General features: G+C 60.8%; 30 protein-coding genes. 27 read left to right on the top strand and 3 right to left on the bottom strand.

All coding sequences use genetic code 11. The annotated features are described in order from the left end of the window. The first annotated feature begins 105 nt into the window (after positions 1-105). Positions 106-1,113, top strand: coding sequence for an RNA polymerase sigma factor RpoS (rpoS, locus tag HQ912_RS22765; RefSeq protein ID WP_047227588.1), 1,008 nt, complete (start codon positions 106-108; stop codon positions 1,111-1,113). 495 nt (positions 1,114-1,608) lie between these two features. Here rpoS and fdxA read toward each other — a convergent pair whose 3' ends face one another. The 3 genes from fdxA to HQ912_RS22750 form a co-directional block, all read right to left on the bottom strand. Beyond that, positions 1,609-1,932 (bottom strand): ferredoxin FdxA, encoded by a 324-nt coding sequence (gene fdxA, locus HQ912_RS22760; protein WP_076386173.1) that lies wholly within the window; start codon positions 1,930-1,932, stop codon positions 1,609-1,611. A 142-nt stretch (positions 1,933-2,074) separates the two neighbouring features. Beyond that, a complete protein-coding gene (gene mutS / locus HQ912_RS22755; RefSeq protein ID WP_076386171.1) occupies positions 2,075-4,654 on the bottom strand; it encodes a DNA mismatch repair protein MutS in 2,580 nt (859 codons plus the stop codon). Between the two features lie 737 nt (positions 4,655-5,391). Continuing rightward, complete coding sequence (locus HQ912_RS22750) at positions 5,392-5,751, bottom strand: DUF6124 family protein (RefSeq protein ID WP_173407337.1); 360 nt, start codon at positions 5,749-5,751, stop codon at positions 5,392-5,394. A gap of 647 nt (positions 5,752-6,398) precedes the next feature. Here HQ912_RS22750 and HQ912_RS22745 point away from each other — a divergent pair. From HQ912_RS22745 to HQ912_RS22620, 26 genes are all read left to right on the top strand, one after another. After that, a complete protein-coding gene (locus tag HQ912_RS22745) occupies positions 6,399-7,133 on the top strand; it encodes a helix-turn-helix transcriptional regulator (protein ID WP_047230040.1) in 735 nt (244 codons plus the stop codon). 515 nt (positions 7,134-7,648) lie between these two features. After that, entirely contained in the window at positions 7,649-7,999 is a 351-nt protein-coding gene (locus HQ912_RS22740) for a phage holin family protein (protein WP_047229987.1), read from the top strand. 47 nt (positions 8,000-8,046) lie between these two features. Beyond that, entirely contained in the window at positions 8,047-8,559 is a 513-nt protein-coding gene (locus HQ912_RS22735) for a hypothetical protein (RefSeq protein ID WP_160891658.1), read from the top strand. A 3-nt stretch (positions 8,560-8,562) separates the two neighbouring features. Further along, on the top strand, positions 8,563-9,174 hold the full coding sequence (locus tag HQ912_RS22730; protein WP_076386163.1) for a phage baseplate assembly protein V: 612 nt from the start codon (positions 8,563-8,565) through the stop codon (positions 9,172-9,174). Positions 9,175-9,185: 11 nt separating this feature from the next. Next, entirely contained in the window at positions 9,186-9,518 is a 333-nt protein-coding gene (locus HQ912_RS22725; protein ID WP_076386161.1) for a phage baseplate protein, read from the top strand. Further along, complete coding sequence (locus HQ912_RS22720) at positions 9,515-10,510, top strand: baseplate J/gp47 family protein (protein ID WP_173407336.1); 996 nt, start codon at positions 9,515-9,517, stop codon at positions 10,508-10,510. The genes HQ912_RS22725 and HQ912_RS22720 overlap by 4 nt, the downstream gene beginning before the upstream one ends. Continuing rightward, the gene (locus HQ912_RS22715) at positions 10,507-11,151 is read left to right on the top strand and encodes a phage tail protein I (protein WP_173407335.1); all 645 of its coding nucleotides are present in this window, start codon (positions 10,507-10,509) and stop codon (positions 11,149-11,151) included. Before HQ912_RS22720 ends, HQ912_RS22715 begins: the two co-directional genes overlap by 4 nt. Further along, positions 11,148-11,678: a hypothetical protein gene (locus HQ912_RS22710; protein ID WP_173407334.1), complete on the top strand. Its 531-nt coding sequence runs from the start codon at positions 11,148-11,150 to the stop codon at positions 11,676-11,678. The genes HQ912_RS22715 and HQ912_RS22710 overlap by 4 nt, the downstream gene beginning before the upstream one ends. A gap of 24 nt (positions 11,679-11,702) precedes the next feature. After that, a complete protein-coding gene (locus tag HQ912_RS22705; RefSeq protein ID WP_160891666.1) occupies positions 11,703-12,329 on the top strand; it encodes a hypothetical protein in 627 nt (208 codons plus the stop codon). Between the two features lie 2 nt (positions 12,330-12,331). Then, complete coding sequence (locus HQ912_RS22700) at positions 12,332-12,589, top strand: tail fiber assembly protein (protein ID WP_160891668.1); 258 nt, start codon at positions 12,332-12,334, stop codon at positions 12,587-12,589. A gap of 85 nt (positions 12,590-12,674) precedes the next feature. After that, entirely contained in the window at positions 12,675-12,902 is a 228-nt protein-coding gene (locus HQ912_RS22695) for a hypothetical protein (RefSeq protein WP_173407333.1), read from the top strand. 2 nt (positions 12,903-12,904) lie between these two features. Then, the gene (locus tag HQ912_RS22690; RefSeq protein ID WP_160891670.1) at positions 12,905-14,071 is read left to right on the top strand and encodes a phage tail protein; all 1,167 of its coding nucleotides are present in this window, start codon (positions 12,905-12,907) and stop codon (positions 14,069-14,071) included. Beyond that, a complete protein-coding gene (locus HQ912_RS22685) occupies positions 14,071-14,577 on the top strand; it encodes a phage major tail tube protein (protein ID WP_047229996.1) in 507 nt (168 codons plus the stop codon). The genes HQ912_RS22690 and HQ912_RS22685 overlap by 1 nt, the downstream gene beginning before the upstream one ends. 179 nt (positions 14,578-14,756) lie before the next feature. Next, the gene (locus HQ912_RS22680) at positions 14,757-15,332 is read left to right on the top strand and encodes a phage tail assembly protein (protein WP_173407332.1); all 576 of its coding nucleotides are present in this window, start codon (positions 14,757-14,759) and stop codon (positions 15,330-15,332) included. Between the two features lie 128 nt (positions 15,333-15,460). Continuing rightward, the gene (locus HQ912_RS22675) at positions 15,461-17,638 is read left to right on the top strand and encodes a phage tail tape measure protein (protein WP_173407331.1); all 2,178 of its coding nucleotides are present in this window, start codon (positions 15,461-15,463) and stop codon (positions 17,636-17,638) included. Continuing rightward, positions 17,638-18,021, top strand: a complete 384-nt coding sequence (locus tag HQ912_RS22670) for a phage tail protein (protein ID WP_047230000.1) — start codon at positions 17,638-17,640, stop codon at positions 18,019-18,021. Before HQ912_RS22675 ends, HQ912_RS22670 begins: the two co-directional genes overlap by 1 nt. Next, positions 18,014-18,226 (top strand): tail protein X, encoded by a 213-nt coding sequence (locus HQ912_RS22665; protein ID WP_047230001.1) that lies wholly within the window; start codon positions 18,014-18,016, stop codon positions 18,224-18,226. The genes HQ912_RS22670 and HQ912_RS22665 overlap by 8 nt, the downstream gene beginning before the upstream one ends. Positions 18,227-18,235: 9 nt before the next feature. After that, positions 18,236-19,252 carry a contractile injection system protein, VgrG/Pvc8 family gene (locus HQ912_RS22660; protein ID WP_173407330.1) on the top strand — a complete coding sequence of 339 codons (1,017 nt, stop codon included), beginning with the start codon at positions 18,236-18,238 and terminating at the stop codon, positions 19,250-19,252. Between the two features lie 139 nt (positions 19,253-19,391). Next, positions 19,392-19,976, top strand: coding sequence for a hypothetical protein (locus HQ912_RS22655; RefSeq protein ID WP_047230003.1), 585 nt, complete (start codon positions 19,392-19,394; stop codon positions 19,974-19,976). Next, positions 19,973-20,155: a DUF2635 domain-containing protein gene (locus tag HQ912_RS22650; protein ID WP_047230004.1), complete on the top strand. Its 183-nt coding sequence runs from the start codon at positions 19,973-19,975 to the stop codon at positions 20,153-20,155. Before HQ912_RS22655 ends, HQ912_RS22650 begins: the two co-directional genes overlap by 4 nt. Continuing rightward, entirely contained in the window at positions 20,155-21,651 is a 1,497-nt protein-coding gene (locus HQ912_RS22645; protein ID WP_047230005.1) for a phage tail sheath subtilisin-like domain-containing protein, read from the top strand. The genes HQ912_RS22650 and HQ912_RS22645 overlap by 1 nt, the downstream gene beginning before the upstream one ends. A 67-nt stretch (positions 21,652-21,718) precedes the next feature. Beyond that, on the top strand, positions 21,719-22,066 hold the full coding sequence (locus HQ912_RS22640) for a phage tail tube protein (protein WP_173407329.1): 348 nt from the start codon (positions 21,719-21,721) through the stop codon (positions 22,064-22,066). Continuing rightward, positions 22,063-22,359 (top strand): phage tail assembly protein, encoded by a 297-nt coding sequence (locus tag HQ912_RS22635; RefSeq protein WP_047230006.1) that lies wholly within the window; start codon positions 22,063-22,065, stop codon positions 22,357-22,359. The genes HQ912_RS22640 and HQ912_RS22635 overlap by 4 nt, the downstream gene beginning before the upstream one ends. A 130-nt stretch (positions 22,360-22,489) precedes the next feature. Then, entirely contained in the window at positions 22,490-24,064 is a 1,575-nt protein-coding gene (locus tag HQ912_RS22630; protein ID WP_107321589.1) for a phage tail protein, read from the top strand. After that, complete coding sequence (locus HQ912_RS22625) at positions 24,051-25,289, top strand: DNA circularization protein (RefSeq protein WP_173407328.1); 1,239 nt, start codon at positions 24,051-24,053, stop codon at positions 25,287-25,289. Before HQ912_RS22630 ends, HQ912_RS22625 begins: the two co-directional genes overlap by 14 nt. Before the next feature lie 3 nt (positions 25,290-25,292). Continuing rightward, positions 25,293-26,333, top strand: coding sequence for a phage baseplate assembly protein (locus HQ912_RS22620; RefSeq protein WP_173407327.1), 1,041 nt, complete (start codon positions 25,293-25,295; stop codon positions 26,331-26,333). Positions 26,334-26,367 lie beyond the last annotated feature (34 nt).

Below are 26,367 nucleotides of genomic sequence, written 5' to 3'. Positions count from 1 at the left end.
TTGATTGTCAGCCTGTTCCGTCACGTAGAGGGAACAGGCTCCAGCGTTGCCAAGGATAAAGGCGTCGCTTGAGCTTGAGGTCGAACTCACCAAAGGACTATAACAATGGCTCTCAGTAAAGAAGTGCCGGAGTTTGACATCGACGATGAGGTTCTCCTTATGGAGACCGGCATCGCTATGGATTCGATGTCGAATGATGAAGGGGCGACTCCACCTTCCGTTCGTGCCAAATCCAGACACTCCGCTTCGCTTAAACAACATAAGTACATCGACTACACACGGGCGCTGGACGCCACTCAGCTGTACCTCAACGAAATCGGCTTCTCGCCGCTGCTCTCCCCCGAGGAAGAAGTTCATTTTGCGCGTCTGTCGCAAAGTGGCGACCCGGCCGGGCGAAAACGCATGATTGAAAGCAACCTGCGCCTGGTGGTGAAGATCGCCCGACGCTACGTCAATCGTGGCCTATCGCTGCTGGACCTGATCGAAGAGGGTAACCTGGGGCTGATTCGCGCTGTCGAGAAATTCGACCCCGAGCGAGGCTTCCGTTTCTCGACCTACGCGACCTGGTGGATTCGCCAGACCATCGAGCGGGCGATCATGAATCAGACCCGGACCATCCGGTTGCCGATCCATGTGGTCAAGGAGCTGAACGTCTACCTGCGGGCTGCCCGTGAACTCACCCAAAAGCTCGACCACGAACCCTCACCCGAAGAGATCGCCAACCTGCTGGAGAAACCGGTGGGCGAGGTCAAGCGCATGCTTGGGCTCAACGAGCGGGTTTCTTCGGTTGATGTCTCGCTGGGGCCGGACTCGGATAAGACCCTGCTGGACACGCTCACCGATGACCGACCTACCGACCCGTGCGAACTGCTCCAGGACGATGACTTGTCCCAGAGCATCGACCAGTGGCTCTCGGAGCTCACGGACAAGCAACGGGAAGTGGTGATTCGCCGCTTCGGCTTGCGCGGTCATGAAAGCAGCACCCTTGAAGATGTGGGCCTGGAAATTGGGCTGACCCGTGAGCGGGTCAGGCAGATTCAGGTCGAAGGCCTCAAACGTCTTCGGGAGATCCTGGAGAAGAACGGCCTGTCGAGCGAGTCGTTGTTCCAATAACGGGAACGCACGCGTAATAAGAAAAGCCCCGACTGGTTCGGGGCTTTTTCGTTTTTTTGGCGGCTGTTGCAGCGCTTACTCTGTTTGCCGGCTTGGCGTGTAAGCTTTTGCCTAGTGTTGCGTAAGCGTTTGGTTTCCCGTCGAAGGGATAGACGACTATAAAGGCCGTCGTATTTTTCGTATGTTGTTGATATATAGCTATATTTTTATGTATTTCAGTCCTGTGACGAGGCACGGCGACGGCGTTTGGCCAATTGCACTCGCTGGGGAAAATACTAATATCAGTCCTGTGTCGACGGACAGACACACCTGTCACGGACGATGGGGAAGGAAGGACATCGCAGGATGCGATTCATCAGGACGATGAAAAGGATCAAAGGGATTAGGGAAAAAATGTGGGCGGGTCAAACCGCCCCTTTTTTTGCCTGCGATTTATTGAATCCGAGAAAACAAAAAGGCCCGCAAGGGGCCTTTTTCAACGAGCGCAGGGTGATATCAGCGTTCGAGGTCTTTGAGCTTGTCTGGTTTGCCATCCCACTCTTTGGCGTCTGGCAACTCGTCTTTCTTTTCGGTGATGTTTGGCCAGATGTCCGCCAGTTCAGCGTTCAGCTCGATGAAGTTCTCCATGCCGGCCGGCACTTCGTCTTCCGAGAAGATGGCATTCGCCGGGCATTCCGGTTCACACAGGGCGCAATCGATGCACTCGTCCGGGTGAATGACCAGGAAGTTCGGCCCTTCGTAAAAGCAGTCCACCGGACAGACTTCTACGCAGTCGGTGTACTTGCACTTGATGCAGTTGTCGGTGACGACGAAGGTCATTTCTAATTCTCTCCTCAGGCGGCGGCAGCGGAACCCCTTCACGGTGGGCTCGCCAGGTTCGGGAGCGATAGTCTGCGGACCAGGCTAATAGTCCGCAGCATCCCAAACCGCGCGAGATTCTACCAGCTTGAACGCCAGTGCGTTAGATCCGTGTCTTCAATGAATAAAGCAATTCAAGTGCCCGCCGTGGCGTCAGGTCGTCCAGATCCACTTTGGCCAGTTCATCAAGCACCGGATGCGGCAGGCTGGCGAACAGGTCGCTCTGCTGCGGAGCCGCCGGTTTGCCTTTGCTCGGGCGCGGTGTTTCGTGGGGCAGGCTGGTGGTTTCCAGACGGCTCAGATGCTCGCGCGCACGGCTGATCACTTCGCTGGGGACGCCGGCCAGTTGCGCCACCGCCAGGCCGTAGCTCTGGCTGGCCGGGCCGGGCAGCACATGGTGCAGGAACACGATGCGCTCGTTGTGCTCGGTGGCATTGAGATGCACGTTAGCCACCAGCGGCTGGCTTTCCGGCAGTACGGTGAGTTCGAAATAGTGGGTGGCAAACAGGGTGTACGCCCGCAGGTGCGCCAGCCGTTCGGCCGCTGCCCAAGCCAGGGACAGGCCGTCGAAGGTGCTGGTGCCGCGTCCGACCTCGTCCATCAGCACCAGGCTGCGTTCGGTGGCGTTGTGCAGGATGTTCGCGGTTTCGCTCATTTCCACCATGAAGGTCGAACGCCCGCCGGCCAGGTCATCGCTGGAACCGATGCGGGTAAAGATCCGGTCCACCAGGGACAATTCGCAACTGGCTGCCGGCACGAAACTGCCAATGTGGGCCAGCAGCACGATCAAGGCGGTCTGACGCATGTAGGTGGATTTACCGCCCATGTTCGGACCGGTGATCACCAGCATGCGGGTGTTGTCATCCAGGCTCAGGTCGTTGGCCACGAACGGCGTGGTCAATACCTGTTCGACCACCGGGTGACGACCCTGGGTGATGCGCATGCACGGCTCGCTGACAAACCGCGGGCAGTTGAGGTCCAGGTTCAGCGCGCGTTCAGCCAGGTTGCTCAGCACGTCAAGCTCCGCCAGGGCGCCGGCGGTGTCCTGCAGCGGTGGCAGTTGGCTGATCAAGTCTTCGAGCAGCGCCTCATAGAGCATCTTTTCCCGGGCCAGGGCACGGCTCTTGGCCGACAACGCCTTGTCTTCGAACGCCTTGAGTTCCGGGGTGATGAAACGCTCGGCGCCTTTTAGCGTCTGGCGACGAATGTAGTCAGCCGGCGCCTGTTCGGCCTGTTTGCTCGGCAATTCGATGAAGTAACCGTGGATACGGTTGTAACCGACCTTGAGATTGGCAAGGCCGGTACGGGCTTTTTCCCGGGCTTCGAGGTCGATCAGGAACTGCCCGGCGTTCTCGCTCAGCGATTGCAGTTCGTCGAGTTCGGCGTCGTAGCCGGTTTTCAGCACACCGCCGTCACGGATCACCGCTGGCGGGTTGTCGATAATGGCCTTTTCCAGCAGCGCAGCCAGCTCCGGGTAAGTGCTGGTGGTGCGCGCCAGTTGTTGCAGGTGCGGCGCTTCCAGGTCGGTCATCGCCACCTGAAGCTCGGGCAGGGCGCCGAGGGCATCGCGCAGGCGCGCCAGGTCACGGGGGCGGGCGTTGCGCAGGCCGATACGCGCCAGGATCCGCTCGATGTCCCCGATTTCCTTGAGCTGCGGTTGCAACTGCTCGAAGCGATAACGATCCAGCAGGCAGGTAATGGAGCTCTGACGCGCCAGCAGCACCGTCAGGTCTCGCAGCGGACGGTTCAGCCAACGGGTCAGCAGACGGCTGCCCATGGCGGTCTGGCAGCGATCGACCACCGATTGCAGGGTGTTGTCGCGCCCGCCGGCCAGGTTGGTGTCCAGCTCCAGGTTGCGTCGGCTCGCGCCGTCCAGCACCACGGTGTCATCCAGGCGCTCATGACGCAGGCTGCGCAAGTGGGGCAGGGCGGTGCGCTGGGTTTCCTTGGCGTAGGCCAGCAGGCAGCCGGCCGCGCCAATGGCCAGGGTCAGGTTTTCGCAACCGAAGCCTTTAAGGTCCTGAGTGGAGAACTGCTGGCAGAGACTTTTCAGCGCCGAGTCGCGCTCAAAGTCCCACGGCGCCCGGCGCCGAACGCCACGGCGTTTTTCCGCCGGCAGGTCTTTGGGCCAGTCATCCGGGATCAGCAACTCCACCGGATTGACCCGCTCCAGCTCCGCCAGCAGGTTTTCCCAGCCCTTGATCTCTAGCACCGAGAAATTGCCGCTGGTGATGTCCAGCACCGCCAGGCCGAACAGGCGCTCATCGCCCAGCACGGCGGCGATCAGGTTGTCCCGGCGTTCATCCAGCAAGGCTTCATCACTGACCGTGCCCGGCGTGATGATCCGCACCACTTGGCGTTCCACCGGCCCTTTGCTGGTAGCCGGGTCGCCGACCTGCTCGCAGATCACCACCGACTCGCCCAGCTTGACCAGCTTCGCCAGGTAACCTTCCGCCGCGTGGTAAGGAATCCCACACATCGGAATCGCCATGCCCGCCGATTGCCCACGCGCCGTCAGGGTGATGTCCAATAGCTTGGCGGCTTTCTTCGCGTCCTCGTAGAAGATCTCGTAGAAGTCGCCCATGCGGTAGAACATCAGCTGATCGGGGTGCTGATTCTTCAGGCGCCAGTATTGCTGCATCATTGGCGTGTGGCTGGAGAGGTCGTTTACGGCTGTATTCATGGGTGTCAGGGAGGCTCGTTGAAAGGTGTGGGGCAAAAGGAGGGGCATTGGCCCGGCTTTTCCGCGATGGGCGCAAGGTTAACATGGGCGGTCGGGGGGGACCCAGGGATGAGTGTTGTTGGGATCGTATGTATATCCGTTGCTGCGGTAACGGCTGCTTATGGTTCCGCCCTTACGGCGGCTCACTTTTGAGAAGCGCAAAAGTAAGCAAAACGCTTTTGCCCCACCACTTGGCACCTCGCCTAGGCTCGGTGTGCCCTCACTCCGGCATTGCTCCGTGGGCCCGCCGCGAAGGACCATCCATGGTCCAGCGCGGCTATCCCGGCATCCATGCCGGGATACCCACTACGCAATACCTGCGTTCGGCCATCGTGGTTAACGGGGCGCCGAGATCAACGTCCACCGCGAGGCGGCCTGACAGCCGGCCTGGTTCTTCCGGTCGTACATCCATCATATCTGTGGGAGCAAAGCTTGCTCGCGAGGCGGCCTGACAGCCGGCCTGGTTCTTCCGGTCGTACACCCATCATATCTGTGGGAGCAAAGCTTGCTCGCGAGGCGGCCTGACAGTCGGCCTGGTTCTTCCGGTCGTACTCCGATCCAATTGTGGGAGCGAGCCTGCTCGCGATGACGGCTGCCAATACAACTTAGTTGTAACTGGACTACCGCTATCGCGAGCAAGCTCGCTCCCACAGTGATTACTCGGGCTTCTCTTAGGTCTCGGCTTGCATCATGAATGCCTACCTCGGCTCAACCACATCCAACGCCCGATTCGCCAGCAACTGCCCCAGTTCGATCATCTGCTGGACCCCCAGCGCGATATGCCGTCGCGAGCCCTCCAGGTCGAATGCCAGATCACTGACCATGGCGTTGGCCGAGGCCAGGGTTTCGCTGAGGTTGGCGAGTAGGCATTCGGCGTCGATGTTGGGGGCGATGACGTAAAGGGTGTCGAGTGTGTCGGATGTTTCTTTGTCAGCTGGCGGCTTGAGGTAGTAGTCCAGAGCGCGGGTGGCGGCTTCGTCGAGTTTTTTGGCTTTGGCCGATTGGGTGCGGGCGATGTGATCGTCTGAGGTTGGGGGATTTGGAGTGTTCTTGAACATGCTTTTGGATCCTTGAGGTTGAGCCACCACTCACTCGCGACTAAACGAGGGGGGGGCAGCTGTACGCAGGTTAGTCGACCGGGGATCCAAGGAACCGGCGCGCCCGAGGGCGCCCTGCGCACAGCCACCATCAAGTGCAGGAATGGGGATACCTGACTGAATGGAGCAATGAGCACCTTGGAATACCGAGCGACTAAACCCGATCACTGATGGGCAGTGACAGGATCAAAAGTACTAATTGGATCCAAGGTGGACAAGCCGGCGGATTCTGGCGCAGTTGTAGGCAGAGGCGCAAGGCGACGTAGCCCGGCCTCGCAAATTTGAAGGACGCAGATCGGGCGGTTTCCCAAGAGGTTGTAGGGGGTTTTTCCAAGTGCCGACAATAGCTGACACCAGCCCATCGCGTTAGGGCCGCCTGCATCGGTGTTGAATGTGCCGCCGTCTTCGCGAGCAGGCTCGCTCCCACAGTTTTACCGAGTCGTTCACAGACCTCGCATACACCCCAAATCCCCTGTGGGAGCGAGCCTGCTCACGATAGCGGTGGGGCAGCTTGCATTGATGTTGGACGGAAACACTTCACCATCGATATGCACACTTATGCAAAACAGCATTTGTCTTCTGCAAAAAGAACCCGCATCATGCGCGTTATGCAAAAACGCAACGTTTCTACCGTATTAAGGGCACTGCTCGATCAGCACGGGATCTCCCCCACGGAGCTTCACCGTCGTACCGGCGTGCCTCAGTCAACCCTGTCGCGGATTCTCAGCGGCAAGATTGTCGACCCTTCGGATAAACACATCTCGAAGATCGCCGAATACTTTGCCGTGAGTACCGATCAGTTGCGCGGGCGCGCGGACATTGCGTCTGCCGGCCATCCGCGCCGCGACGAGCCGCATTCCGAACTCAAGGACATAAGCCTGTGGGATGACGACACCCCCGTCGAAGAAGACGAGGTGTCGGTCCCTTTTCTGCGTGAGGTTGAATTGGCTGCTGGATCAGGAAGATTCGTCATCGAGGAAAGCGAGCGCTCAAGCCTGCGCTTTGGCAAGCGCAGCCTGCGTCATAACGGCGTGCAGTTCGACCAGGCCAAATGCGTGACGGTACGCGGCAACAGCATGTTGCCGGTGCTGCGCGATGGCGCAACGGTCGGGGTGAACGCAGGCAAGTGCGGGATCGGCGACATCGTCGACGGCGACCTCTATGCCATCAACCACAACGGTCAACTGCGGGTGAAGCAGCTTTACCGCCTGCCCACCGGCATCCGTCTGCGCAGCTTCAACCGCGACGAGCATCCGGATGAGGACTACACCTTCCAGGACATGCAGGATGAGCAAATCGTCATCCTCGGCCACGTCTTCTGGTGGGGCATGTACGCCCGTTAACCCCTCCGCTGTCAGATAAAACCCGCCATCGTGCGGGTTTTTTTACGCCTGTGAAAATCCCCTGACCCCTGTGTTTGCTGGGCTTTATGCGCCTATGCATTCGATGCGCATAAATAAATGCATTTACGCATTGACTGTATATGCATCCATGCATATTCTGTGTCCAAGCCGCTCGACAAAGCGGCTGGCAACGAAGCTCTTTAGTTCCACCAACAGGCAGCGATGAACCGGCCTTAACGGTTCAGAGGGTTGGCAACTGACCCGGGTGTGCAGCGTAAAGCACCAGAAGCAGTTATCCGGCGGGCAGGGACCGCGGTCGGAAAAACAATTTGAATGGATCCGTACCGCGCCAGTCGCGCCGAAAGATCAACTTCCTTCTGGCCATCGGCCAGGGAAGGCGAAGGACCGCATTACTGAAAAGCCCGGTTCACCCCGGGCTTTTTGGAATGCCTACCTCAAGAGACATCGTTTGAACCCAACACACATTTCTCATCCATCACCCCAGGAGGCGTGACATGACAAACGAGCAACAAGCGTTGCTGGACATGCCGATCTGGCTGGTCATCGTGCTCGCCCTGGTGGGCGGCGTGACCGGCGAGATGTGGCGTGCCGACAAAGAGGGCGCCCGCGGCTGGTCGCTACTGCGTCGCCTGGCCCTGCGTTCCGGCGCCTGCATGGTCTGCGGCGTCTCGGCGATCATGCTGTTGTACGCCATGGGCCTGTCGATCTGGGCCGCAGGAGCCTTCGGTTGCCTGACGGCGATGGCCGGGGCGGACGTGGCCATCGGGCTTTACGAACGCTGGGCCGCCAAGCGGATGGGCGTCAGTGAGCTGCCGCCGCGTGATTCCCGTTCCGACCAACATTGATCCCTCGCTGCTGATCTTCGTGCCGCCATAAAAAACAGGAGACCTTGATGCCTGCCGCCCTCGAAAAACCGTCGCAGCTGTTCTTCGCCATTGCCCAGACGCTACGCGCCACTCATCCCACTTTGAAAATCGGCAGCCCCCAGGAGTTCGATGGCACCGACGACCAACCCTGGGTGCTGATTGCCCTCGAGCGTGATGCGTCAGGCAACCGCGCCAACGACGGACGTATCGCCCATGTCCTGACGGTTTCCCTGCAAGTGGTCATGGCCGTTGCGGGATGGGAGGCGTGCGATCTCGCCGGTGAGCTGAAACATCTGGTGGTGGATAACCGCTGGGGGCTGTCGGGCGATCAATGTGATCTGCCCACGGAGATCGATGGTCTTGCATCCACGTTCACCCACGAAGCTCGGGCATACACCGCCTGGACCCTTTCATTTACCCAAACCCTCTACCTCGGCTCGACGCTGCTGGAGGACCCGTTGGGCATCCCGAAATTTGCCCGGACCTGGGAAGTCTCGAACATCGATGACCCGGCTCAATACACCGCACTTGAGGGCTGACCCATGTTTGATGCGCTATTACGGATGCATCTGGGGCCGCTCATCGAGCGTCTGGCCGAGATGGAAACCGAACTGGAAGACCTGCATCGGCGCGCCGACAGTTTCTGTCGCATCGGCGTTTGTCAGGAAGTCGACGCGGCCAGCAACACCTGCAAGGTCAGCCATGGCGAATTGCTGACCCCCGCGATCCGTTTTTTCAATCCCAGCGCTGGCGAACAGAGCGAGTCGCGGATTCCCTCCGTGGGCGAGCAGTGCTTGCTGCTGAACCATGGCGGCGGTGAGAGCGGTGGGCAGTCAGTGGCGTTGTTCGGTCTCAACGGCGGTCAATTCCCGCCCGTCTCCACACAGGCATCACTGACGCGCCGCCGCTATCAGGACGGCACGGAAAACGGCTACGACCACGCCAGCCATGTCCTGCACTGGCAAAACGGCCCGACGGCATTCACCGGTTCCCGTGAGTCCATCGACTTAAGCATTGGCCCGGCGAGGCTGGCGATGACGCCGCAGGCCATCGAATTGCAACTGGGCGCCGTCGGCATACGGCTCGACGCGTCCGGTGTGCACCTGAGCGGCCCGGTGGTGGATCACCAGGGGCGCGTCATCAGTACCGCATAAGAGATTTCCTCATGATTGGAATCGATCGAAATACCGGCGCCACGGTCGACGACTGGCTGCAGTTCGTGCAGCGCGCCACTCGTGCATTGACCACGCCGTTGGGCACTCGCCAGAAGCGCCCTCTGTATGGCTGCGCCCTCACGCAATTGCTCGGGCAGAACCTCGGCGATGACCTGCTGATCCTTGCCCAGAGCCACGCGGCCCAAGCGTTCTACAACCCGGACAACGGCATCGGCGACTTCGAGCCGCAGGTCATTGTCGCCAGCCGACAGGGTGCCGGTTTGTTGTTGCGCTTCGCCGGCACCTGGAAAAACCGCAAACAGACTTTCGAGGTGGTGACATGAGCATGTTGATACCCGGCCAGAACCAGTTGGCCGAACCGGCAATCGTCACTGTCGAAGCGTTCGAAGACTTGCTCGCAGAGTTCAAGACCTTCGTGGTCGAGTACGTCGCCGCACGCTCTCCCGCCAGCGCGGCGAAGCTGGTGGACAGCCTCGAAAACGAAAGCGAATTGCTGACCCTGGCCCTGGAGGCGTTCTGCGTCCGCCTGCAAACCCACGAACGCAAATACAACGCCCGCATCAAGCAGATGCTGGCGTGGTGGGCCACGGGGACCAACCTCGATGCGCGCCTCGCGGACATGGGCCTCGAACGCCAGTTGCTCGATCCTGGCGACCCGGCAGCATTCCCGCCCATCCCTCCGGTTTACGAGAGCGATGATGACGCCCGCTTGCGCTATTACCTGGCGCCCCATGCCCCGGCGGCCGGCTCGCGCATGCAGTATCGGCGGGAGATTTTTACCTTGGGTGAACGGCCCGTCGTGAAGGTGGAAAACGCCTCGGCCGGTGTCGTGACGGTTACCTACACCTTCAACCCGGATGGCTATGCGGCGCAGGTCAAGGACGGCAATGGACGCCGCACCGCGCCGGGAGAAGTCACGGTCACGGTGCTGTCCCGGGAGGGAGATGGCACACCGTCCGAGACACTCCTTGAGGGTGTTCGTCAGCACTTCGCTCGTCCTGATGTGCGACCGGAGACGGATCACATCATCGTTCAGGCTGCGCAAATCAAACCCTACAAAATCCGCGTCGTGGCGAAGATCAATGCCGGCCCGGATTCGGGCTTGACCCAGGTCGCGGCACAACAGCAGCTGCAGGCGTACGCCGAGGCCTGTCATCACTTGGAGGGCCGGGTGGACCCGAGTTGGATCGACTACACGCTGCACAGCGCGGGGGCGGTTCAGTTGCAGATTCTCGAACCGCTTGCACCGATTGTGACGACGGCTTTCCAAGCCCCGTACTGCACGGGTGTCGAGGTCGAGGTGGATACGTTATGAGTGACGACACACCTCGCCCAAGCCTGTTGCCGGCCAATAGCTCGGCGCTGGAAAGGGCGCTCGATCTGGGTTTCGCCCGGTTGCTCGAGCGCATCGATCCGCCGTTCCCTGAGTTGATGAACGCGAGCCAGACCCCGTCTGCTTTCTTGCCTTATCTGGCGGCGGATCGCGGTGTCAGCGAGTGGGATGCGGCCGCCAGCGACCTGGAAAAACGTCTGACGGTTTCGCTGTCCTGGCAGATCCAGCGCCAGGCTGGCACTCGCCAGGCCCTGAACCATGCCGTCGAGTCTTTGGGGTTCACGCCCCACGTCACCGCCTGGTACGAACAGCAACCCAATGCCCATGCCTACACCTTTGATGTGCAAGCCATCATCGGTCAAGGCTGGGCCAGTGGTGATCACAATCGTTTGATACAGCGAATCAATGCTGCCAAGAGCGAGCGTGACCAGGCCACCATTACCCTCGTGCATCAAACGCGCGGCGGCCTGGCAGCGGCGGCAGTTTTGCACGGGCCGCTGACCGACGGTGAGCTGTTTTTGTGCGGGGCACTGCCGGCACTTGAGCTGGGTGCGCGGCTTACTGGCATTGGGATTTCCCAGCGCTACACCATTAACGATTACGACCTCAGGGCGCAGCCATGACAGAAGACATTACGCGCTTGGTTCGCTTCACTTCCGCCGGCCTGGCGGAAGTGTTGCAGGCAAAAAACCAAGGCTTGAAAGGTGAGATCACTCACATCGGTGCCGGTACCGCTCGCTACGATCCCAACGGATCGGAAACGGCGCTTCGCAATGAACGGCAGCGTGTGGCGATCGTGGATTACGAAGACCTCGATTCAGGGCAATTGAGAATGGCCGCTTTGTTCGACGGGCTTGATGAATACGAGATCGGCGAATTCGGTTTTTATCTCTCCACCGGCACGCTATTGGCCGTGTACTCGGTGGCTGGAAAGTTGCTGACTTACAAAGCCGCTGCTGCGCGCGTGTTGCAAAAGTTCACGCTGGATATCTCTCCGCTGCCAGCGCAAAGCGTCACGGTGGTGGTTGGGTCTGACAACCTGAACCTTCTATTGAGTGAGGAGATTGCGACGTTGGCTACAGCCAATATCGACAACATGGCGCGGCACCTTGGCCTGATGTTTCGGGTGATGGCGCTCGAAGCCAAATAATCAAATAGCACAAGGAACCTGAATGTGAGTCTGGAAACCACTATCGCGTCGCTGGTATCAGCGGCCAACAACTTGACCACGGCGGTCAATGGAAAAATTGGCAGTATCAATACGACCATGGCTACGGCGTTGGCACAGTTCAACGAATGGCGAAATCTCAAGGATGTAGAGGGCGATCCGGCTGCGCTGGGCACGATTCGTCGCAATGTGCTGCAGGGCCATGTTAATGGGACTGGAGCACCCTATGGCAGCACCGCGCAAGGGGAATTTATTCCTACTGACTTGGGTGCCAGCACGAATGTATATATGCACTTCAAGGTGCCGTTGAACATCAATGTCAACTCGGAAATGTTCTGGTTCAACATCAAGGGTTATAGCTACGGCACCGCGAAAATCATCGACGAAACTTTGGTGGGATACTGCTATCAACCGACTCGGGTTCTGCAAAGCGTTTCGACCTTTGGCAACATGACGCCGGCGGTTTATGTCGATACGAACGGCAACGTTGTCATGCGAATTCTGGTCCCCAATGTTTACTACACCACCATAAGGATTGACACGATGCGCGTGGGCAATGGTCGGTTGTTCAATCAGGGCGACTTGAAAACCAAATTGTCATTGGCCGATACCGTCGTTTTCAGTAAGGAATGATCATGTCTGATACCTCCACCACCGACACGCCTGCACTTCCACTCGCCGTGCCTTCGCGTGAAGTCGAATGGGCGGCCATTCGTACACGCCGTAACCAGCTTCTGCGTGAAACGGATTTCACCCAACTGCCGGACTACCCTGCGACAGACGCACAGCGAGCCGAGGTTAAGGCCTACCGCCAAGCCCTGCGGGATATCCCCGAGCAGCTCGAGGACCCATCCAAGTTGGTCTGGCCCGTGCTACCGACCTTCGTCAAGTAACCCCAACCGCGACAGCGGTTTTTTTTCGCCCGCAATAAGCCCCGTGACGGGGCTTTTGTGTTTTTCGCGTATGGAGACCCCGTAGATGCCCATTCGTAAGCAATACACCGTGCTGTTGCCATTCCCTGCCGGCGGCGGCCACTGGTCGAGCATCGGCCAGAAGCTCGAACTGCTGGACGTCGAGGCCAATGCCTTGCGCAGTGCCGGTCGCCTTGAGCTGACCAGCGTCCTGGAGGCGCACAAACAGACTGGCGACACGCAAGTTATCCAAACCACCCCGGCCAAAAAGGCCACCACCAAAAAGGCTGAATAACCATGGCTGAGGTTTTGAACTTCGAGCACAACGGCATCACCGTCAATGCCACTGAATCTCCCGAGGCCATGGGTGGCCTGGGTGACAACGTCATCGGGCTGGTCGGCACCGCGCCGAATGCCAACCTGTTGATTCCGAAAAACACCCCATTTCGCATCAACAGCTTCACCACTCAGGCCCAGTTGGACCCGACCGGTGCTGAGGCGGGGACGCTGTTTCAGGCGGTTTACCAGATCCTCAAAGTGGTCAAGGTGCCGGTCTACGTGGTCATCGTCGAAGAGGGCGCCACACCGGCCGATACGCAGAACAACGTGATTGGCGGCATCGAGGCCGAGACCGGGCGCAAACTCGGTCTGGCGGCGCTCAGTGGAGTCGCTGAAGACCTGACCATCATCGGCGCGCCAGGCTTCACCGGCACCAAGGCGGTGGCGAGCGAGTTCGCCTCGTTCGGCAAGCGCATCAAGGCGCGTGTGGTGCTCGACGGCAAGGACGCGGCGGTTGCTGACCAAGTGACCTACAGCCAGGAACTGGGCGGCGCGGACCTCGGTTTCGACCGTTGCCTGGTGGTGCACAACATGCCGGCGGTCTACTCGAAAGCGGCGAAGAAAAATGTCTTCCTGGCGCCGTCGAGCCTGGCCATCGCCGCGCTGGCCAAGGTCAAGCAATGGGAGAGCCCGGGCAACCAGGTGACCTACGCCGAAGACGTGTCGCGCACCGTCGAATACAACATCCTCGACACCTCCACCGAAGGCGATCTGCTCAACCGCTACGGCGTTTGCTACTACGCCCGGACCATTCTCGGTGGCTTCTCGCTGCTGGGTAACCGCTCCGTCACCGGCAAGTTCATCAGCTACGTCGGCCTTGAAGATGCCATCAGCCGCAAGCTGGTGAAAGCCGGCCAAAAGGCCATGGCCAAGAACCTGACCAAATCCTTCATGGACCAGGAGGTCAAGCGCATCAACGACTGGCTGCAAACCCTGGTCGCCGACGAAACCATCCCCGGCGGCAGCGTGTACCTGCACCCGGAATTGAACAGCGTCGAGAAGTACAAGAACGGCACCTGGTACGTGGTCATCGACTACGGCCGTTACGCGCCGAACGAACACATGATTTATCAACTCAATGCCCGCGATGAAATCATCGAGCAGTTCCTGGAGGACGTTCTCTAATGTTTACCAACCGCGTAAGACAGGCCATCGCGGCCACCCTGCAAGGCCTGCCGTTGTCGGCGACGGTGGAAGAGTTCAGCCCGCCGAAGATCGAATTCGACATGGAGGCGATGGTCGGTGGACGCTTCATTGCCGAAGAAATGGCCAAGAGCGGCAAGGTGCTGAACGCTACCCTCGTACTGCAAGGGGCCGGTCCGGAAATCATGCTCGCCCTGGGTGTGCAACTGGGCGATGACATTCTGCTGAACGTGCGTGAAGCCGGTCAGGATCAGGATGGCAACACCTGGTTCACCTACCACACCGTCGGCGGCAAGCTCAAATCCCTGGAGGAGGCCAAGCTGAAGATGGGCGACAAACCCACCACGACACTTGAGCTGGCCTGCCGCACCTACAACCGTCTCGAAAACGGTGTCCCGGTGATCGACATCGACGTGCGCACCCAGAAGTTCGTGCTCAACGGCGTCGACATCCTCGGCGACGCCCGTCGTGCGGTGTTGTTGCCCTAAGCAAATGCCTGGCAACTGAACGCAATCCGGTGGGAGCGAGCCTGCTCGCGATAGCGGTGTGTCAGACACCTTGATGCTGGGTGTACCGCCGTCATCGCGAGCAGGCTCGCTCCCACAGGTTGCGTCCTCCACTGACCGGCACCGCGCAACTTCCCATGATTGACCAAGGAATTCACTTCATGCCCTGGACACCTCCTGTTCACGTCTTGCTGTCGCCGATTACCGGTGATGACGGGGCGCAAATCGAGCAGCTTCAGCTCAAGCCGCTGCACTACGCCGCACAGAAAGACGCCCTGGCCCGTGCCGGCGACGATGAGGACGACCAGTTTTTTGAGCTGGCCAAATTGGCCACCGGCCTGTCGGTCAAGGAGCTGGATCAGCTCAAGCGCCCGGACTACGTGAGCATCGCGCAATACGTGCACGAAATGTCCACTCACCCGACGTCCCACTTCCTGGAATCAACGGATGGTGCAGCAGTCGACCCCGACCAGGTACAACTGCTCCAAACGCTCAACGTCGCTGGCCGCAGCCTGACCTCGCTGACCCTGGAAATGCCCGTGCTGCGAGCGACCAAGGCGATGAAAAAACTGAAGACGGCCAAGGAACGCGCCGAGTTCATCACCGCCCATTGCACCGGCCTGATGATTCCCGATCTGGACCTGCTGACCGTGCCCGACTGGACACAGCTTCAGGTACGCATCGACGATTTTTTAAACAAACCGGCGGACTTCTTTCGGAGCGCGACATCGAAGTGATCCTCGATGTGGTGCCGCTCATTTACCCGGTAAGTGAAGCGGAAATTCTGGAGTGGGACGTCGGCAAGGCATTACGTCGTTACGACATCGCGATGACTCGCCTTGGCGTGAAAAAGGAGTAGGGCCGGATGGCGGACGATAAATATTCGCTCAAATACGCAGCCTTCAATGAGAGCGGGCTGGCGTTCGGTAATACCAGCCTCACGAGTGGTGTGGCAGCGCAAGGTGCGTTCGCCGGGGATCAACTGTCGGGCCTCGATCGGGTGCTGGAAGAGCTCGGGCTCAAACTCGGGTTGCTGACCACGGCGATCGAGTCGCTGACCGTGAAACTGTCGGCGCAACGATTGTTCTCCCAAACGATGGGCGCCGGCGCCAAGGGTGAGTCAGCCAGTGAGCCCAAGGGGAAGTCGGGTGGCGGTATCGAACCACCGGCGCTGCTCAAACCTGCGATAGCGATGGATTCGGCCATGGCCGATCTGAAAAAGGCCAGCCAATTCGGACCGCGCCAGATTCAACAGGTGGCTGAGTCAACCCCGCAGATCGCCACCGCACCGCTGGTGGCGGGCGGGGGCACCACGGCGGTTGAAGTGGTGAGGATGCAAAGCCTGGCGGCCAGGAAAGGCATCGGTAGCGATGTGCACGATGCCTCGGAGCGACAGTTGGTCCTGTCGAACTTCGCCTCGGATGCTGGCGTCACCGCGGCGGCGTTCGAGATGCCGGCCATGAAGGCCGCCGAAATGCTGGCCGACTGGCGCATCTCCATGAAGCTCAGCGGCGCGCAAGCCTTTGACCTGGCGGATGCCGCTAACCAATTGGGCAAATTACCCAACGGTGCGAAAGCGGCTGAGATCGGCGCGGTCTTGCAGCATGACGGTGCCGCTGCGACGACGGCGGGCCTGGCCCCTGCACAAGCCGCCGCGTTGACGGCGGCATTGCTCAATACCGGTACCCAACAAGCTGAAGCCGGGGTGGCGCTGGATAGTTTCACGACGGCCCTGGGCAAGGGTGACCAGGCCTCCGCCACCGAGCAAACGGCCTGGAAACAGCTGGGTCTGGCGCCCACGGCGGTGGCGAGCGGCTTGCGTGACAAGGACACGGCGTCTGGCACGGTGATGACGGTGCTGGCGGCCTTGAACGCGCAACCGGACGACAAGCGCTCGGCCCTTTCCGCCACGCTCTTCGGCAATGGCGATGAGGCGGTGCTGCGCATGGCGCAGAAACTGCCTGATGTGAACGCAGCCTTCTTGCAGGTGAAAGACCCAGGCCAATATGCCACGTCGCAATTGGGCAACGACGGCTCGGTGCGGCAGGACGCGTTGGCGCTGTCGAAAACCCAACAAGGCCAGCTGAACATCCTCAACGCCCGTAGCGAGCGTTTGTCGGTGGCTACGGGAAATGCCCTGATGCCTTCGACGGATACCTCCTTCCAGTGGCTGGGTTCGCTGGCCGATGGCATGAGTGAATTGGCTGAATCCTCCCCTAAAGCCACCGCTGCAATTGTGCTTGTTGCCGCGGCGATCAAACCGCTGGTGGGTGTGCTGCTCAAGGCCGTAGTGGATGAGATGTCCAGTCAGGTGGCCAAGCGGGTGCTGGGTAGGGCCGCCCCGCATCTTCCCGGCCGATTGGGTGAGGTGATCTCCGAAGATTTCAGAAATCCTCGTGTGGGCAAGCTGGATACAAGCAATGCCAACCAGCGTCCCGAATCCACGAGAAGGTCGAAAGTACGCGTCAGTACACGAGGCTCACAGGGAGGCGTAGGGCGTTTGTCGCTCGCGCCAACGGCCTCATTGCGCTCGATGACTCGCAAGGCGCCCGGTCCATTGAAAGTAGTCGGCGCCGTCGCTGATGTGGCCGAGGGTGTGCTTACCGGCGACAAACGGATGATGGGCGCAGGCCTGGGAGCCGCAGGGGGCGGCTGGGCAGGCGCTGCCGCAGGTTCCGCGGCCGGTGCCGCTTTGGGCAGTGTCGTTCCGGTGATCGGCACTGCCATTGGTGGGCTGATTGGCGGACTGTTGGGCGGTTGGTTGGGGAGCGATGCGGGGGCGTCTCTGGGCGAAAAACTCGTCGCACCCACCGACAGACTCGCCGCTCCAGAGCAGGTCAGCAAAGACCTGACCAGCACCCCGACAAGCACTCATCAGAACACCATGACCGCAAACATCTACATCAACGGCCAGGACCAGGCCAGTGCCAGTCAGTTGGCCAACCTGGTTGTGCAACAGCTCTCGGGCCAGTTCGGCCTGACAACCATGCCCAACTCACTCGCCATGCGCAGTGACGCGGCGCTGACTGACGGAGGTACGTGATGCGTCAGCAAATGGCACTGGGCAGTTTCATTTTCGGTCTGTCCAGAAACTTCGCCTACCACTCCTTGGTCCGCACCTCGGATGGCGGTTGGAAAAGCATCGACATCCTCACCAGCAAACCCAAATCCAGTCAGGTCGGTCAAGGGCTGCAAGCGCTGACGATCACCGGCAAGTCGATGTACGCCACTGCCATGGACCGACTCGATGAGCTGCGTGCATTACAGGCCCGACGCGCTCCGGTGCCGTTGGTTGACGGCATCGGCCGCAACTGGGGCCTATGGCAGATCAACAAGGTGTCGGAAACCCAGACCGAGATCATTGATGACGGCACCGCGATGGTGGTCGGCTGGGTGATTGAATTGACGGAGTTCGCCAATGCGTAGGGTTCGAAGTATCGCCGGTGATTCGGTGAATCTGTTGCTGTACCGCGAGCTTGAGCGTTGTGACGATGCCGCCGAAGAGGCGCTCTGGCGACTCAATCCGAAGCTGGCCGAGTGGGGGCCGGTATTGCCGGCGGGTGTATGGATTGTCCTGCCGGAAGTGGATCTACAGCCCGTCGCACCCACACCGGTTTCGGCCTGGGATTAAGGAGGCAATATGTCACTGGGTTTCACGCCAGCGGTGGAAATCTACGGTGCGAACGCGGCGCTGCTCAACGAACGCTTGCTCAGTTGGACGCACATCGACGCGGCGGGGATCGAGTCCGATCAACTGACGCTCACCATCAGCCTGGAAGGGCTTGAAGGATTGCCCAGCCTGGGCGGGAAAATCGGCCTGCGGGTCGGTTATCTGGAGTCGGGGCTGGTGGATAAAGGTGAGTTCGTCGTGACCCGGCGCACGCCGACGCTGTTTCCCCTGCGCCTGACGCTTGTCGCGACGGCGGCGCCGTTCAGTGCGGCCGATCAGACCGGTTTCAAGCAACGGCGATCCGTCAGTCATGGTCCGACGACCCTGGGCGCGCTGTTTCGTCAGTTGACCTCCAGACACGGGTTTTCCCCGCGTGTGGCGCCGGACCTGGCGCTGATAAAACTCGAGCACATCGATCAGTCCAACGAAACCGACATGGGTTTTCTGACGCGACTGGCTCACCGTTATGACGCCGTCGCCAAGCCGGTCAACGAGCTGTATGTGCTGGCGCGCCGGGGGCAGGCGAAGTCTTTGTCGGGCAAAGTCCTGCCCGAGACAAAACTGTCGGTGACGACGAATAACCGCCCGGGCGACAACGCCTTTATCTCCGCCGTCCTGGATGACACCGCCCGGGCGAAATACCAGGGCTGCAAGGCCAGTTGGTGGGATGCGGCGGCAGGAAAAATGCGCGTCGAGGAGAGCGGCATCGCGCCGTTCAAGACCCTTCGCCAGCGCTTTCAAAGCGCCAACGATGCTCGCGCCGCCGGAGAAGGCGAGGTGCGCCGGATGATGCGCGAGGCACTCAAGGTGGCGATCGAATGCCCCGGCAATCCAGGCTTGTGCGCCGAAGGCATCGTGCTGCTGGACGCCTCCTGGCCGGACTTCATGCGCGGGCGCTGGTCGATCGACAAAGTCACCGCCAGCGGCGACCGGGAAAAAAGCTATCGCAGCAGGATTGATGCGACCTGCCTGGATGCCAGGGCCTAAACACCACTCCCCTGTGGGAGCGAGCCTGCTCGCGATGAGGCCGTCATAGCCAGCATTGATGTTGCCTGACACACCGCCATCGCGAGCAGGCTCGCTCCCACAGTTCTGACTGCGCCTTCCATATAACTGGAGCACCTCCATGAAGATCACTCCGATCCTCACGCAACTGCGTGAGCAATGTCCTGCGCTCGGCAATCGCGTGGCAGCAGGGTTTGACCTCGCCACGTTGCAAGCCGACACGCCGCTGCAAACCCCCTGCGCCTATGTCCTGCCAAGCGCCGACATTGCCAGCAAGAACGCCGCCCAGAACGCCACGCTGCAAGCGGTGCGTGACCGTTTCGACACCGTACTGGTGCTCGACGCCACCGATGCGACAAAAGCGCTGGATCTGTTGCACGACCTGCGCGCCGAACTGTGGCGGGCGCTGGTGGGGTTCAAGCCCGGTGGTGACTACACCGGCATCGAGTACGACGGCAGCGAACTGGTTTCCATCAACAGCAGCCGTGTGTTGTACCGGCTGCACTTTTTCGCCGAGTTCCAGCTGGGCCGCAATCTGGCGAGCCAGCCTGCCGAAAGCTGGCACGAGCGTGAACTGGACGGCTTGTCGTCCTTTACCGGGGCCACCGTGCGGGTCGATGCCATCGACCCGGCGGACCCCAACCTGAAACGTCCCGGGCCCGATGGGCGCGTGGAACTGACCTTCTCTGGAGACGTAACCCCATGAGCAAACGCATCACCGTGCTGCCGGCCCCGGGCCGTGCCGTACCGGACCCGGAAGCGGGCGATCTGTTGCCCCTCGAGGGCCGTGAAGTACCGGACAGCGCCTGGTGGCGTCGACGTCTGGCCGATGGCGATATCACTACCAAAACCGTGAAAGCGGCAAAACCACAGGGAGCCAAATAATGGCGATCGGATTCAGCAACATTCCCGCGGACATTCGTGTTCCGCTGTTCTACGCCGAAATGGACAACTCGGCGGCCAATAGCGCGTCGTCGGCCATGCGCCGGTTGATCGTGGCTCAGGTCAACGACAACGTGGCCCCGGCCGAGGTCGGTAAACTGGTGCTGGTGTCCAGCGTTGCGCTGGCCAAAAACATCGGCGGTCAAGGTTCGATGCTTGCCTCGATGTACGAAACCTGGCGCAAGACCGACCCGCTGGGCGAGATCTGGTGCCTGCCGCTGCACAACGTCGAAGGTGCCATTGCCCAGGGCGTGCTGACCCTGACCGGCGCCGCCACTCAAAGCGGCATGCTCAATCTGTATGTGGGCGGCGTGCGTGTTCAGGCGGCCATCGTCAATGGAGCGACGGCCGCTCAAGCCGCCACTGCGCTGGCCTTGAAGATCAACGCGGCGGCCGATCTGCCGGTGATTGCTGCGGCTGCCGAGGGTGTTGTGACCCTGAGCGCCAAATGGACCGGCGACAGCGGTAACGATATCAGCCTGCAATTCAATCGCCTGGGCAAGAGCAATGGCGAAGACACCCCGGCCGGCCTGACCACCGCCATCACGGCAATGACCGGTGGGGCCGGTGTACCGGACCAGACCGCCGCCGTCGCGGCGCTGGGTGACGAGCCGTTCGAATTCATCGCGATGCCGTGGTCCGATGTGGCAAGCCTCAACACCTGGCAAGCGGTCATGGACGACAGCACTGGTCGCTGGTCCTGGGCCAAGCAGTTGTTCGGCCATGTCTACAGCGCCAAGCGCGGCACCATCGGCACCCTGGTGGCGGCCGGTCAGGCGCGCAACGACCAGCACATGACTATCCAGGCCCTGGAATTGGGTGTGCCGCAACCGTTCTGGGTCCAGGCCGCTGCATTGGCCGCCCGTACTGCGGTGTTCATTTCCGCCGACGCCAGCCGTCCGACCCAGAGCGGCAGTCTGCCAGGCCTGGATCCGGCGCCGGCCAGCGAACGTTTCACCCTGACCGAGCGTCAGTCGCTGCTCAACTACGGTATCGCCACGGCGTACTACGAAGGTGGCTACGTGCGCATCCAGCGTTCGATCACCACCTATCAGAAGAACGCCTTTGGCCAGGCTGACAATTCCTACCTGGACAGCGAAACCATGCACCAGTCGGCGTTCATCGTGCGTCGCCTGCAAAGTGTGATCACCAGCAAATATGGGCGCCACAAACTGGCTGCCGACGGCACTCGTTTTGGCGCCGGCCAGCCCATCGTGACGCCGAGCACCATTCGCGGCGAGTTGATCGCCCAGTACGCCAAGCTGGAGCTGGAAGGCCACGTGGAAAACGCCGAGCTGTTCGCCGAGCACCTGGTTGTCGAGCGTGACAGTCAGGACCCGAGCCGGGTCAATGTGCTGTTCCCGCCGGACTACATCAATGGTTTGCGGGTGTTCGCACTGCTCAACCAGTTCCGTCTGCAATACGACGACGCCGCCTGAAAGTCGCGTTTGAACGTATGAACTGCGCCCACCTCGTGTGGGCTTTTTATTTGAAGGGAGAAACACCATGGGTCAACTGATTGCGGGCACCTGCTACGTCAAAGTGGACGGCGCTCAACTGACCATCAACGGCGGCTGCGAAGCGCCACTGATGTTCACCAAACGCGAAACCGTCGTACCGGGTTTCTATAAGGAAACCGACATTGCCCCGTCCTTCAAGGTGACGGCGCTGCACACCGCGGACTTCCCGCTCAAGCAACTGGTCGCCGGCACCGACATGACCGTCACCTGCGAATTCAACAATGGCAAGGTTTACGTACTGGCCGGCGCCTACCTGGTGGAAGAGCCGGTGTCCAAGGGCGACGACGCCACCATCGAACTGAAATTCGAAGGCCTCAAGGGGACCTGGCAATGAGCGATGTCGTGACGCTGCGCGTGGCCATCGAGGCCCACGGCGAGCCGCTGAGCGAACTGACCCTGCGCCGTCCGACGGTGCAGGAGGTCCGGGCGATCAAGGCGCTGCCGTACAAGATCGACAAGAGCGAGGAGGTGAGCCTGGACATGGACGTCGCGGCCAAATACATCGCGGTCTGCGCCGGCATCCCGCCGTCGTCGGTCAACCAGTTGGACTTGGCTGACCTCAACGCACTGAGCTGGGCCGTCGCGAGTTTTTTCATGAGTGCGGCGTCGCAGCCATCGGCGACCTGATCGCAGCCGCCTATGACCTGGCCTGGTTCTGGAAGGTTGACCCCGAACAGATGATGGCCAGGCCACTGGATGTGCTCCGCGAGTCCCTGGAGCACGCGCAACGGATCAATGCGATGCAGCAGGTGCAGTGATGGCAGAGACACAAAAGGTAGAGAAAAAAGCAGTGCTGCTGACCGGCATCGATGAGCTGTCGCCCAAGCTTGCCAGCCTTCGAGCGAAGGTCACCAGCTTCAAGCAGAACCTCGATGCCACGGGCCTTGGCAGCCTGGATATTTCCGCTCTGCTCCCCGAGGGCGGCCTGGCCAAACCGTTCATGGAGGGGCTCACGTCAGCAGAGGCTTTCAAAGGTGAAGTGGGCGCGGCGAACGCGGCGGTCAGCAGCTTGAAGGCACCTGAAGCGCCGCGTGTGGCGGCACAGAGCCTGGATGGATTGAAGACTTCCATCAGCAATGTGTCGGTGCAGTTCGGTTCGGCCCTGGGGCCGGCGGTCAACGCGGCGGCAGCCAGCTTGCAGCCGATGGTCACGGGTGTGGCTCAGGTGCTGCAGGATAACCCGCAATTGGTACAGGGCCTGGCGACTGGCGTCGTGGCGTTCAATGCGATTCAAACGGCGGTCAGTGGTGCAAGCCAGGCGCTGGAAGTGGTCAACCTGGCCTTGAAGATGAATCCCATCGGCTTGATTGCCATGGGCATCGCCTTGGCGGCCGGGATGATCATCGCCCACTGGACACCGATCTCGGCGTTCTTCGCCGGGCTTTGGCAGAAGCTAGCGCCGATCGTCATGCCGATGGTCGAGTTCTTCAAGACGATGTTCGCCTTCACCCCGATGGGGTTGGTGATCAGCAACTGGGGCCCGATCAGCAGTTTTTTCGGCGCGCTCTGGAATGTGATCGTGGCGGCGGCAACGCCAGTCATCGGTTTCATGCAGACGCTGTTCGCCTGGTCACCGTTGGGTTTGATCATCAGCAACTGGACGCCCCTGAGCGGATTGTTCGCAGCGATCTGGGATCTGCTCAAGGCGTTGACGGTGCCGGTAATGGACGCGCTGAAAGGTCTGTTCGACTGGACGCCGCTGGGGCTGATCATGGCCAACTGGGGCACGATCGGGGAAGTCTTCGCCGGTATCTGGGAAGGCATTCGCAATCAGGTGTCGATCATGCTGGCGGTGTTCAGCGGTTTGTTCGACTGGTCGCCCATTGAGGGCCTGACCCGACAGTGGGGGCCGGTGGGTGAATGGTTCAGCCAGTGGTGGGACGAACTGCAGGGCGTGATTGCACCGATCAAGGCGTTCTTCAACGGCGGCTTCGGCGAAATCATCACCTCGTTCACCGGCAAGGTCGAAGGGTTGACCGAGGCGCAGCGCCAGACCAATGCCGAAGGCAAGGGCGAGCTGGCGCCGGCGTTTTTTGGTGGGGCCAGTGAGCCGCCTGCGGGCCTGTCATCCAGCCTTGCGCCGGCGTCCGGCAACCTGCCGATGAAAACCTCATTGACGCCAGGCGCATTGCCGCAAACCTCCAGCGCCCTGGTGCAACAAAGCGCCGCCAACAATCGCACGCAGCTCGAAGGCGGCCTGACCGTGCGTTTCGAAAACGCGCCGGCCGGTTTGCGCGCCGATCCACCACAGACCAATCAACCGGCCCTGGCGGTGAGTTCGCGCATCGGCTATCGCTCACTTTCCACAGGAGGTTCCAATGAGCTGGCGTGATCGTTTGTTGCCGGCGTCGTTTCGTGGTGTCGGGTTCTGGGTCGATCAGGCGAAAACCCCGGTCGGCCACAAGGGTCAGTTGCATGAATATCCCCAGCGTGACCAGCCGTTCTTCGAAGGTCTCGGTCAGCAAGCGAAGATTCATGAGCTGACCGCGTTTATCGTCGGCCCCGATTGCCTGGAGCAGCGCGACAAGTTGCTCAAGGCCCTGGAGCAGGGCAGCGGCGAACTGGTGCATCCGTGGTTGGGGCGCCTGCAGGTCAAGGTCGGTGAATGCGACATGACCCACACCCGTCAGGACGGTGGCCTGGTGACCTTTGCCCTGAAGTTCTATCCCGACCAACCGCTGCAATTCCCGTCGGCCGCGATCAACAGCCAGAAACTGTTGCTGGTGTCGGCTGACAGTTTTCTGGGGGCGGCGGTGCGGCGCTTCGAAGAGGCCATGACGCTGATCAAGGCCGCGCGGATCGGCATCGCTGACCTGCGCAACAGCCTCAAGGATGTCTACGGCGTCATCGAGCAGGAACTCAAACCGTTGATCGAGACTTATCGGCAACTCAGCGATCTGGTCAAGGCGGTGAAGGAGCTGCCCAAGGAAGTGGCGGCCGAGTTCAAAGGGTTGCTGGGGGACATCCGGGAATTGAAGGACTTTGCCCGTGACGGCTATCGCGGTGTGATTGCCAGCGTGTCGCAACAGGTCGAGGCGATTCGCAAGGCGGACGCCCCCAAACTCACCACTGGCAAGGACACCACGGCGGCGGCCCAGGCCGTGGCCGATCTGGTCCAGGACACGCTGTTGGTGCAGGCCGCGCAATGGATTGCGGCGATGCCGGTGGCCGCACCGGCGGTCAAGTTGGGCGCCACCCCATCGGTGGCGCAGCAGGCGGTGCAGCCGGTCCAGCGTCGTGACGTGCCGGTGGCCGACGATGTGCTGGCCCTGCGCGATGCCCTCAACGAGGCCATCTGGCAAGCCTCGCTCAAGGCCGATCCGGATCACTACCAGGCAATGAACAATTTGCGTCAGCAGATGGCCGCGCACCTGACGGCGGTAGCGTCGTCGGGCGTAAGGCTGATCAACCTGTCGTTCAAGCAAAGCCTGCCGGCGTTGGTGGTGGCGTATCAGCAATTTGCCGATGCTACCCGGGTCACCGAAGTGACCCAGCGCAATGGCGTGGCTCACCCTGGTTTCCTGCCGCCCAACGACCTGAAAGTCTCGGGGGAATAAACCATGAACGAGCTCGACAACGCTGTCTCGCTCACCGTCGGCGGGCTGGATTACGGCGGCTGGAAAAGCGTGGAAATCAGTGCGGACCTGGAGCGGCAGTTCCGCACCTTCAAACTCGACATCACCTGGCAATGGCCGGGGCAGACTCAGTCGGTGCCGATTCGACCTGGGGATGAATGTCAGGTGCGCATCGGTGCCGACCTGGTGCTCAGCGGCTACGTGTTCAAAGCCCCGGTCAGTTATGACGGGCGCCAGATCAGCCTGAGCATCGAGGGTGGTTCCAGGACCCAGGACTTGGTGGACTGCGCGGCGATCAATCGCCCGAGCCAATGGCGCGGGCAAACGGTGCTGAGCATCGTCCAGGCCCTGGCCTCGCAATATGGCGTGGGAGTGATCAGTGAGATCCCTGAAACCGCTCGGTTGAGCGAACACAGCATCGTGCCGGGGGAAACGGTCTTTCAATCCATCGACCGTCTGCTGACGTTGTTCCGGGTGTTTTCCACTGACGATGCCGAAGGCCGCGTGTTGCTGGCCAAACCCGGGAGTGGCGGGCGAGCCAGTGATGTGCTGGAACTGGGGAAAAACATTCTCTCGGGCAATGCACCGATGGATTACAGCCAGGTGTTCTCCGAATACCGGGTCATCGGCCAGCACAAAGGCAGTGATCAGCAGAGCGGGGCGGCGGTGAGCGAAGTTTCCGGCATCGCGACCGACCTGGGCTTCAAGCGCAAGCGGGTCACGGTGATCAGCGAAAGCGCGCAATTGACCTTCGAGCTGGCCCAGCAACGGGCCGATTGGGAAAGCGCCATCCGCACTGGCCAGGCCCTGACCACGACCTACCGCGTGCAGGGCTGGCGTCAGGCCAATGGTGATTTGTGGCGACATAACACTCTGGTGCGAGTGATCGACCCGGTGCTGGGGTTTGACGGCGACATGCTGATCTCCAAAGTGACGTATTCACTGTCCGCCCAAGGCTCCGTCACCACCCTGCAGGTCGCGCCGCCCCATACGTTCGACGCGAACCCGGTGCCGCCCAAAACCTGAGCCCAACGCAAAACTCCTTGTGGGGGCGGGCTTG

Origin of the sequence: Pseudomonas sp. MPDS (assembly GCF_013283895.1) — a bacterium.
Lineage (GTDB): Bacteria > Pseudomonadota > Gammaproteobacteria > Pseudomonadales > Pseudomonadaceae > Aquipseudomonas > Aquipseudomonas rhizophila.
This window is presented reverse-complemented; position numbering and strand designations above follow the sequence as displayed.

Coding starts and splice junctions, on each gene's coding strand:
- rpoS (WP_047227588.1), top strand. CDS start 106: ATGGCTCTCAGTAAAGAAGTGCCGGAGTTTGACATCGACGATGAGGTT.
- fdxA (WP_076386173.1), bottom strand. CDS start 1,932: ATGACCTTCGTCGTCACCGACAACTGCATCAAGTGCAAGTACACCGAC.
- mutS (WP_076386171.1), bottom strand. CDS start 4,654: ATGAATACAGCCGTAAACGACCTCTCCAGCCACACGCCAATGATGCAG.
- HQ912_RS22750 (WP_173407337.1), bottom strand. CDS start 5,751: ATGTTCAAGAACACTCCAAATCCCCCAACCTCAGACGATCACATCGCC.
- HQ912_RS22745 (WP_047230040.1), top strand. CDS start 6,399: ATGCAAAAACGCAACGTTTCTACCGTATTAAGGGCACTGCTCGATCAG.
- HQ912_RS22740 (WP_047229987.1), top strand. CDS start 7,649: ATGACAAACGAGCAACAAGCGTTGCTGGACATGCCGATCTGGCTGGTC.
- HQ912_RS22735 (WP_160891658.1), top strand. CDS start 8,047: ATGCCTGCCGCCCTCGAAAAACCGTCGCAGCTGTTCTTCGCCATTGCC.
- HQ912_RS22730 (WP_076386163.1), top strand. CDS start 8,563: ATGTTTGATGCGCTATTACGGATGCATCTGGGGCCGCTCATCGAGCGT.
- HQ912_RS22725 (WP_076386161.1), top strand. CDS start 9,186: ATGATTGGAATCGATCGAAATACCGGCGCCACGGTCGACGACTGGCTG.
- HQ912_RS22720 (WP_173407336.1), top strand. CDS start 9,515: ATGAGCATGTTGATACCCGGCCAGAACCAGTTGGCCGAACCGGCAATC.
- HQ912_RS22715 (WP_173407335.1), top strand. CDS start 10,507: ATGAGTGACGACACACCTCGCCCAAGCCTGTTGCCGGCCAATAGCTCG.
- HQ912_RS22710 (WP_173407334.1), top strand. CDS start 11,148: ATGACAGAAGACATTACGCGCTTGGTTCGCTTCACTTCCGCCGGCCTG.
- HQ912_RS22700 (WP_160891668.1), top strand. CDS start 12,332: ATGTCTGATACCTCCACCACCGACACGCCTGCACTTCCACTCGCCGTG.
- HQ912_RS22695 (WP_173407333.1), top strand. CDS start 12,675: ATGCCCATTCGTAAGCAATACACCGTGCTGTTGCCATTCCCTGCCGGC.
- HQ912_RS22690 (WP_160891670.1), top strand. CDS start 12,905: ATGGCTGAGGTTTTGAACTTCGAGCACAACGGCATCACCGTCAATGCC.
- HQ912_RS22685 (WP_047229996.1), top strand. CDS start 14,071: ATGTTTACCAACCGCGTAAGACAGGCCATCGCGGCCACCCTGCAAGGC.
- HQ912_RS22680 (WP_173407332.1), top strand. CDS start 14,757: ATGCCCTGGACACCTCCTGTTCACGTCTTGCTGTCGCCGATTACCGGT.
- HQ912_RS22675 (WP_173407331.1), top strand. CDS start 15,461: ATGGCGGACGATAAATATTCGCTCAAATACGCAGCCTTCAATGAGAGC.
- HQ912_RS22670 (WP_047230000.1), top strand. CDS start 17,638: ATGCGTCAGCAAATGGCACTGGGCAGTTTCATTTTCGGTCTGTCCAGA.
- HQ912_RS22665 (WP_047230001.1), top strand. CDS start 18,014: ATGCGTAGGGTTCGAAGTATCGCCGGTGATTCGGTGAATCTGTTGCTG.
- HQ912_RS22660 (WP_173407330.1), top strand. CDS start 18,236: ATGTCACTGGGTTTCACGCCAGCGGTGGAAATCTACGGTGCGAACGCG.
- HQ912_RS22655 (WP_047230003.1), top strand. CDS start 19,392: ATGAAGATCACTCCGATCCTCACGCAACTGCGTGAGCAATGTCCTGCG.
- HQ912_RS22650 (WP_047230004.1), top strand. CDS start 19,973: ATGAGCAAACGCATCACCGTGCTGCCGGCCCCGGGCCGTGCCGTACCG.
- HQ912_RS22645 (WP_047230005.1), top strand. CDS start 20,155: ATGGCGATCGGATTCAGCAACATTCCCGCGGACATTCGTGTTCCGCTG.
- HQ912_RS22640 (WP_173407329.1), top strand. CDS start 21,719: ATGGGTCAACTGATTGCGGGCACCTGCTACGTCAAAGTGGACGGCGCT.
- HQ912_RS22635 (WP_047230006.1), top strand. CDS start 22,063: ATGAGCGATGTCGTGACGCTGCGCGTGGCCATCGAGGCCCACGGCGAG.
- HQ912_RS22630 (WP_107321589.1), top strand. CDS start 22,490: ATGGCAGAGACACAAAAGGTAGAGAAAAAAGCAGTGCTGCTGACCGGC.
- HQ912_RS22625 (WP_173407328.1), top strand. CDS start 24,051: ATGAGCTGGCGTGATCGTTTGTTGCCGGCGTCGTTTCGTGGTGTCGGG.
- HQ912_RS22620 (WP_173407327.1), top strand. CDS start 25,293: ATGAACGAGCTCGACAACGCTGTCTCGCTCACCGTCGGCGGGCTGGAT.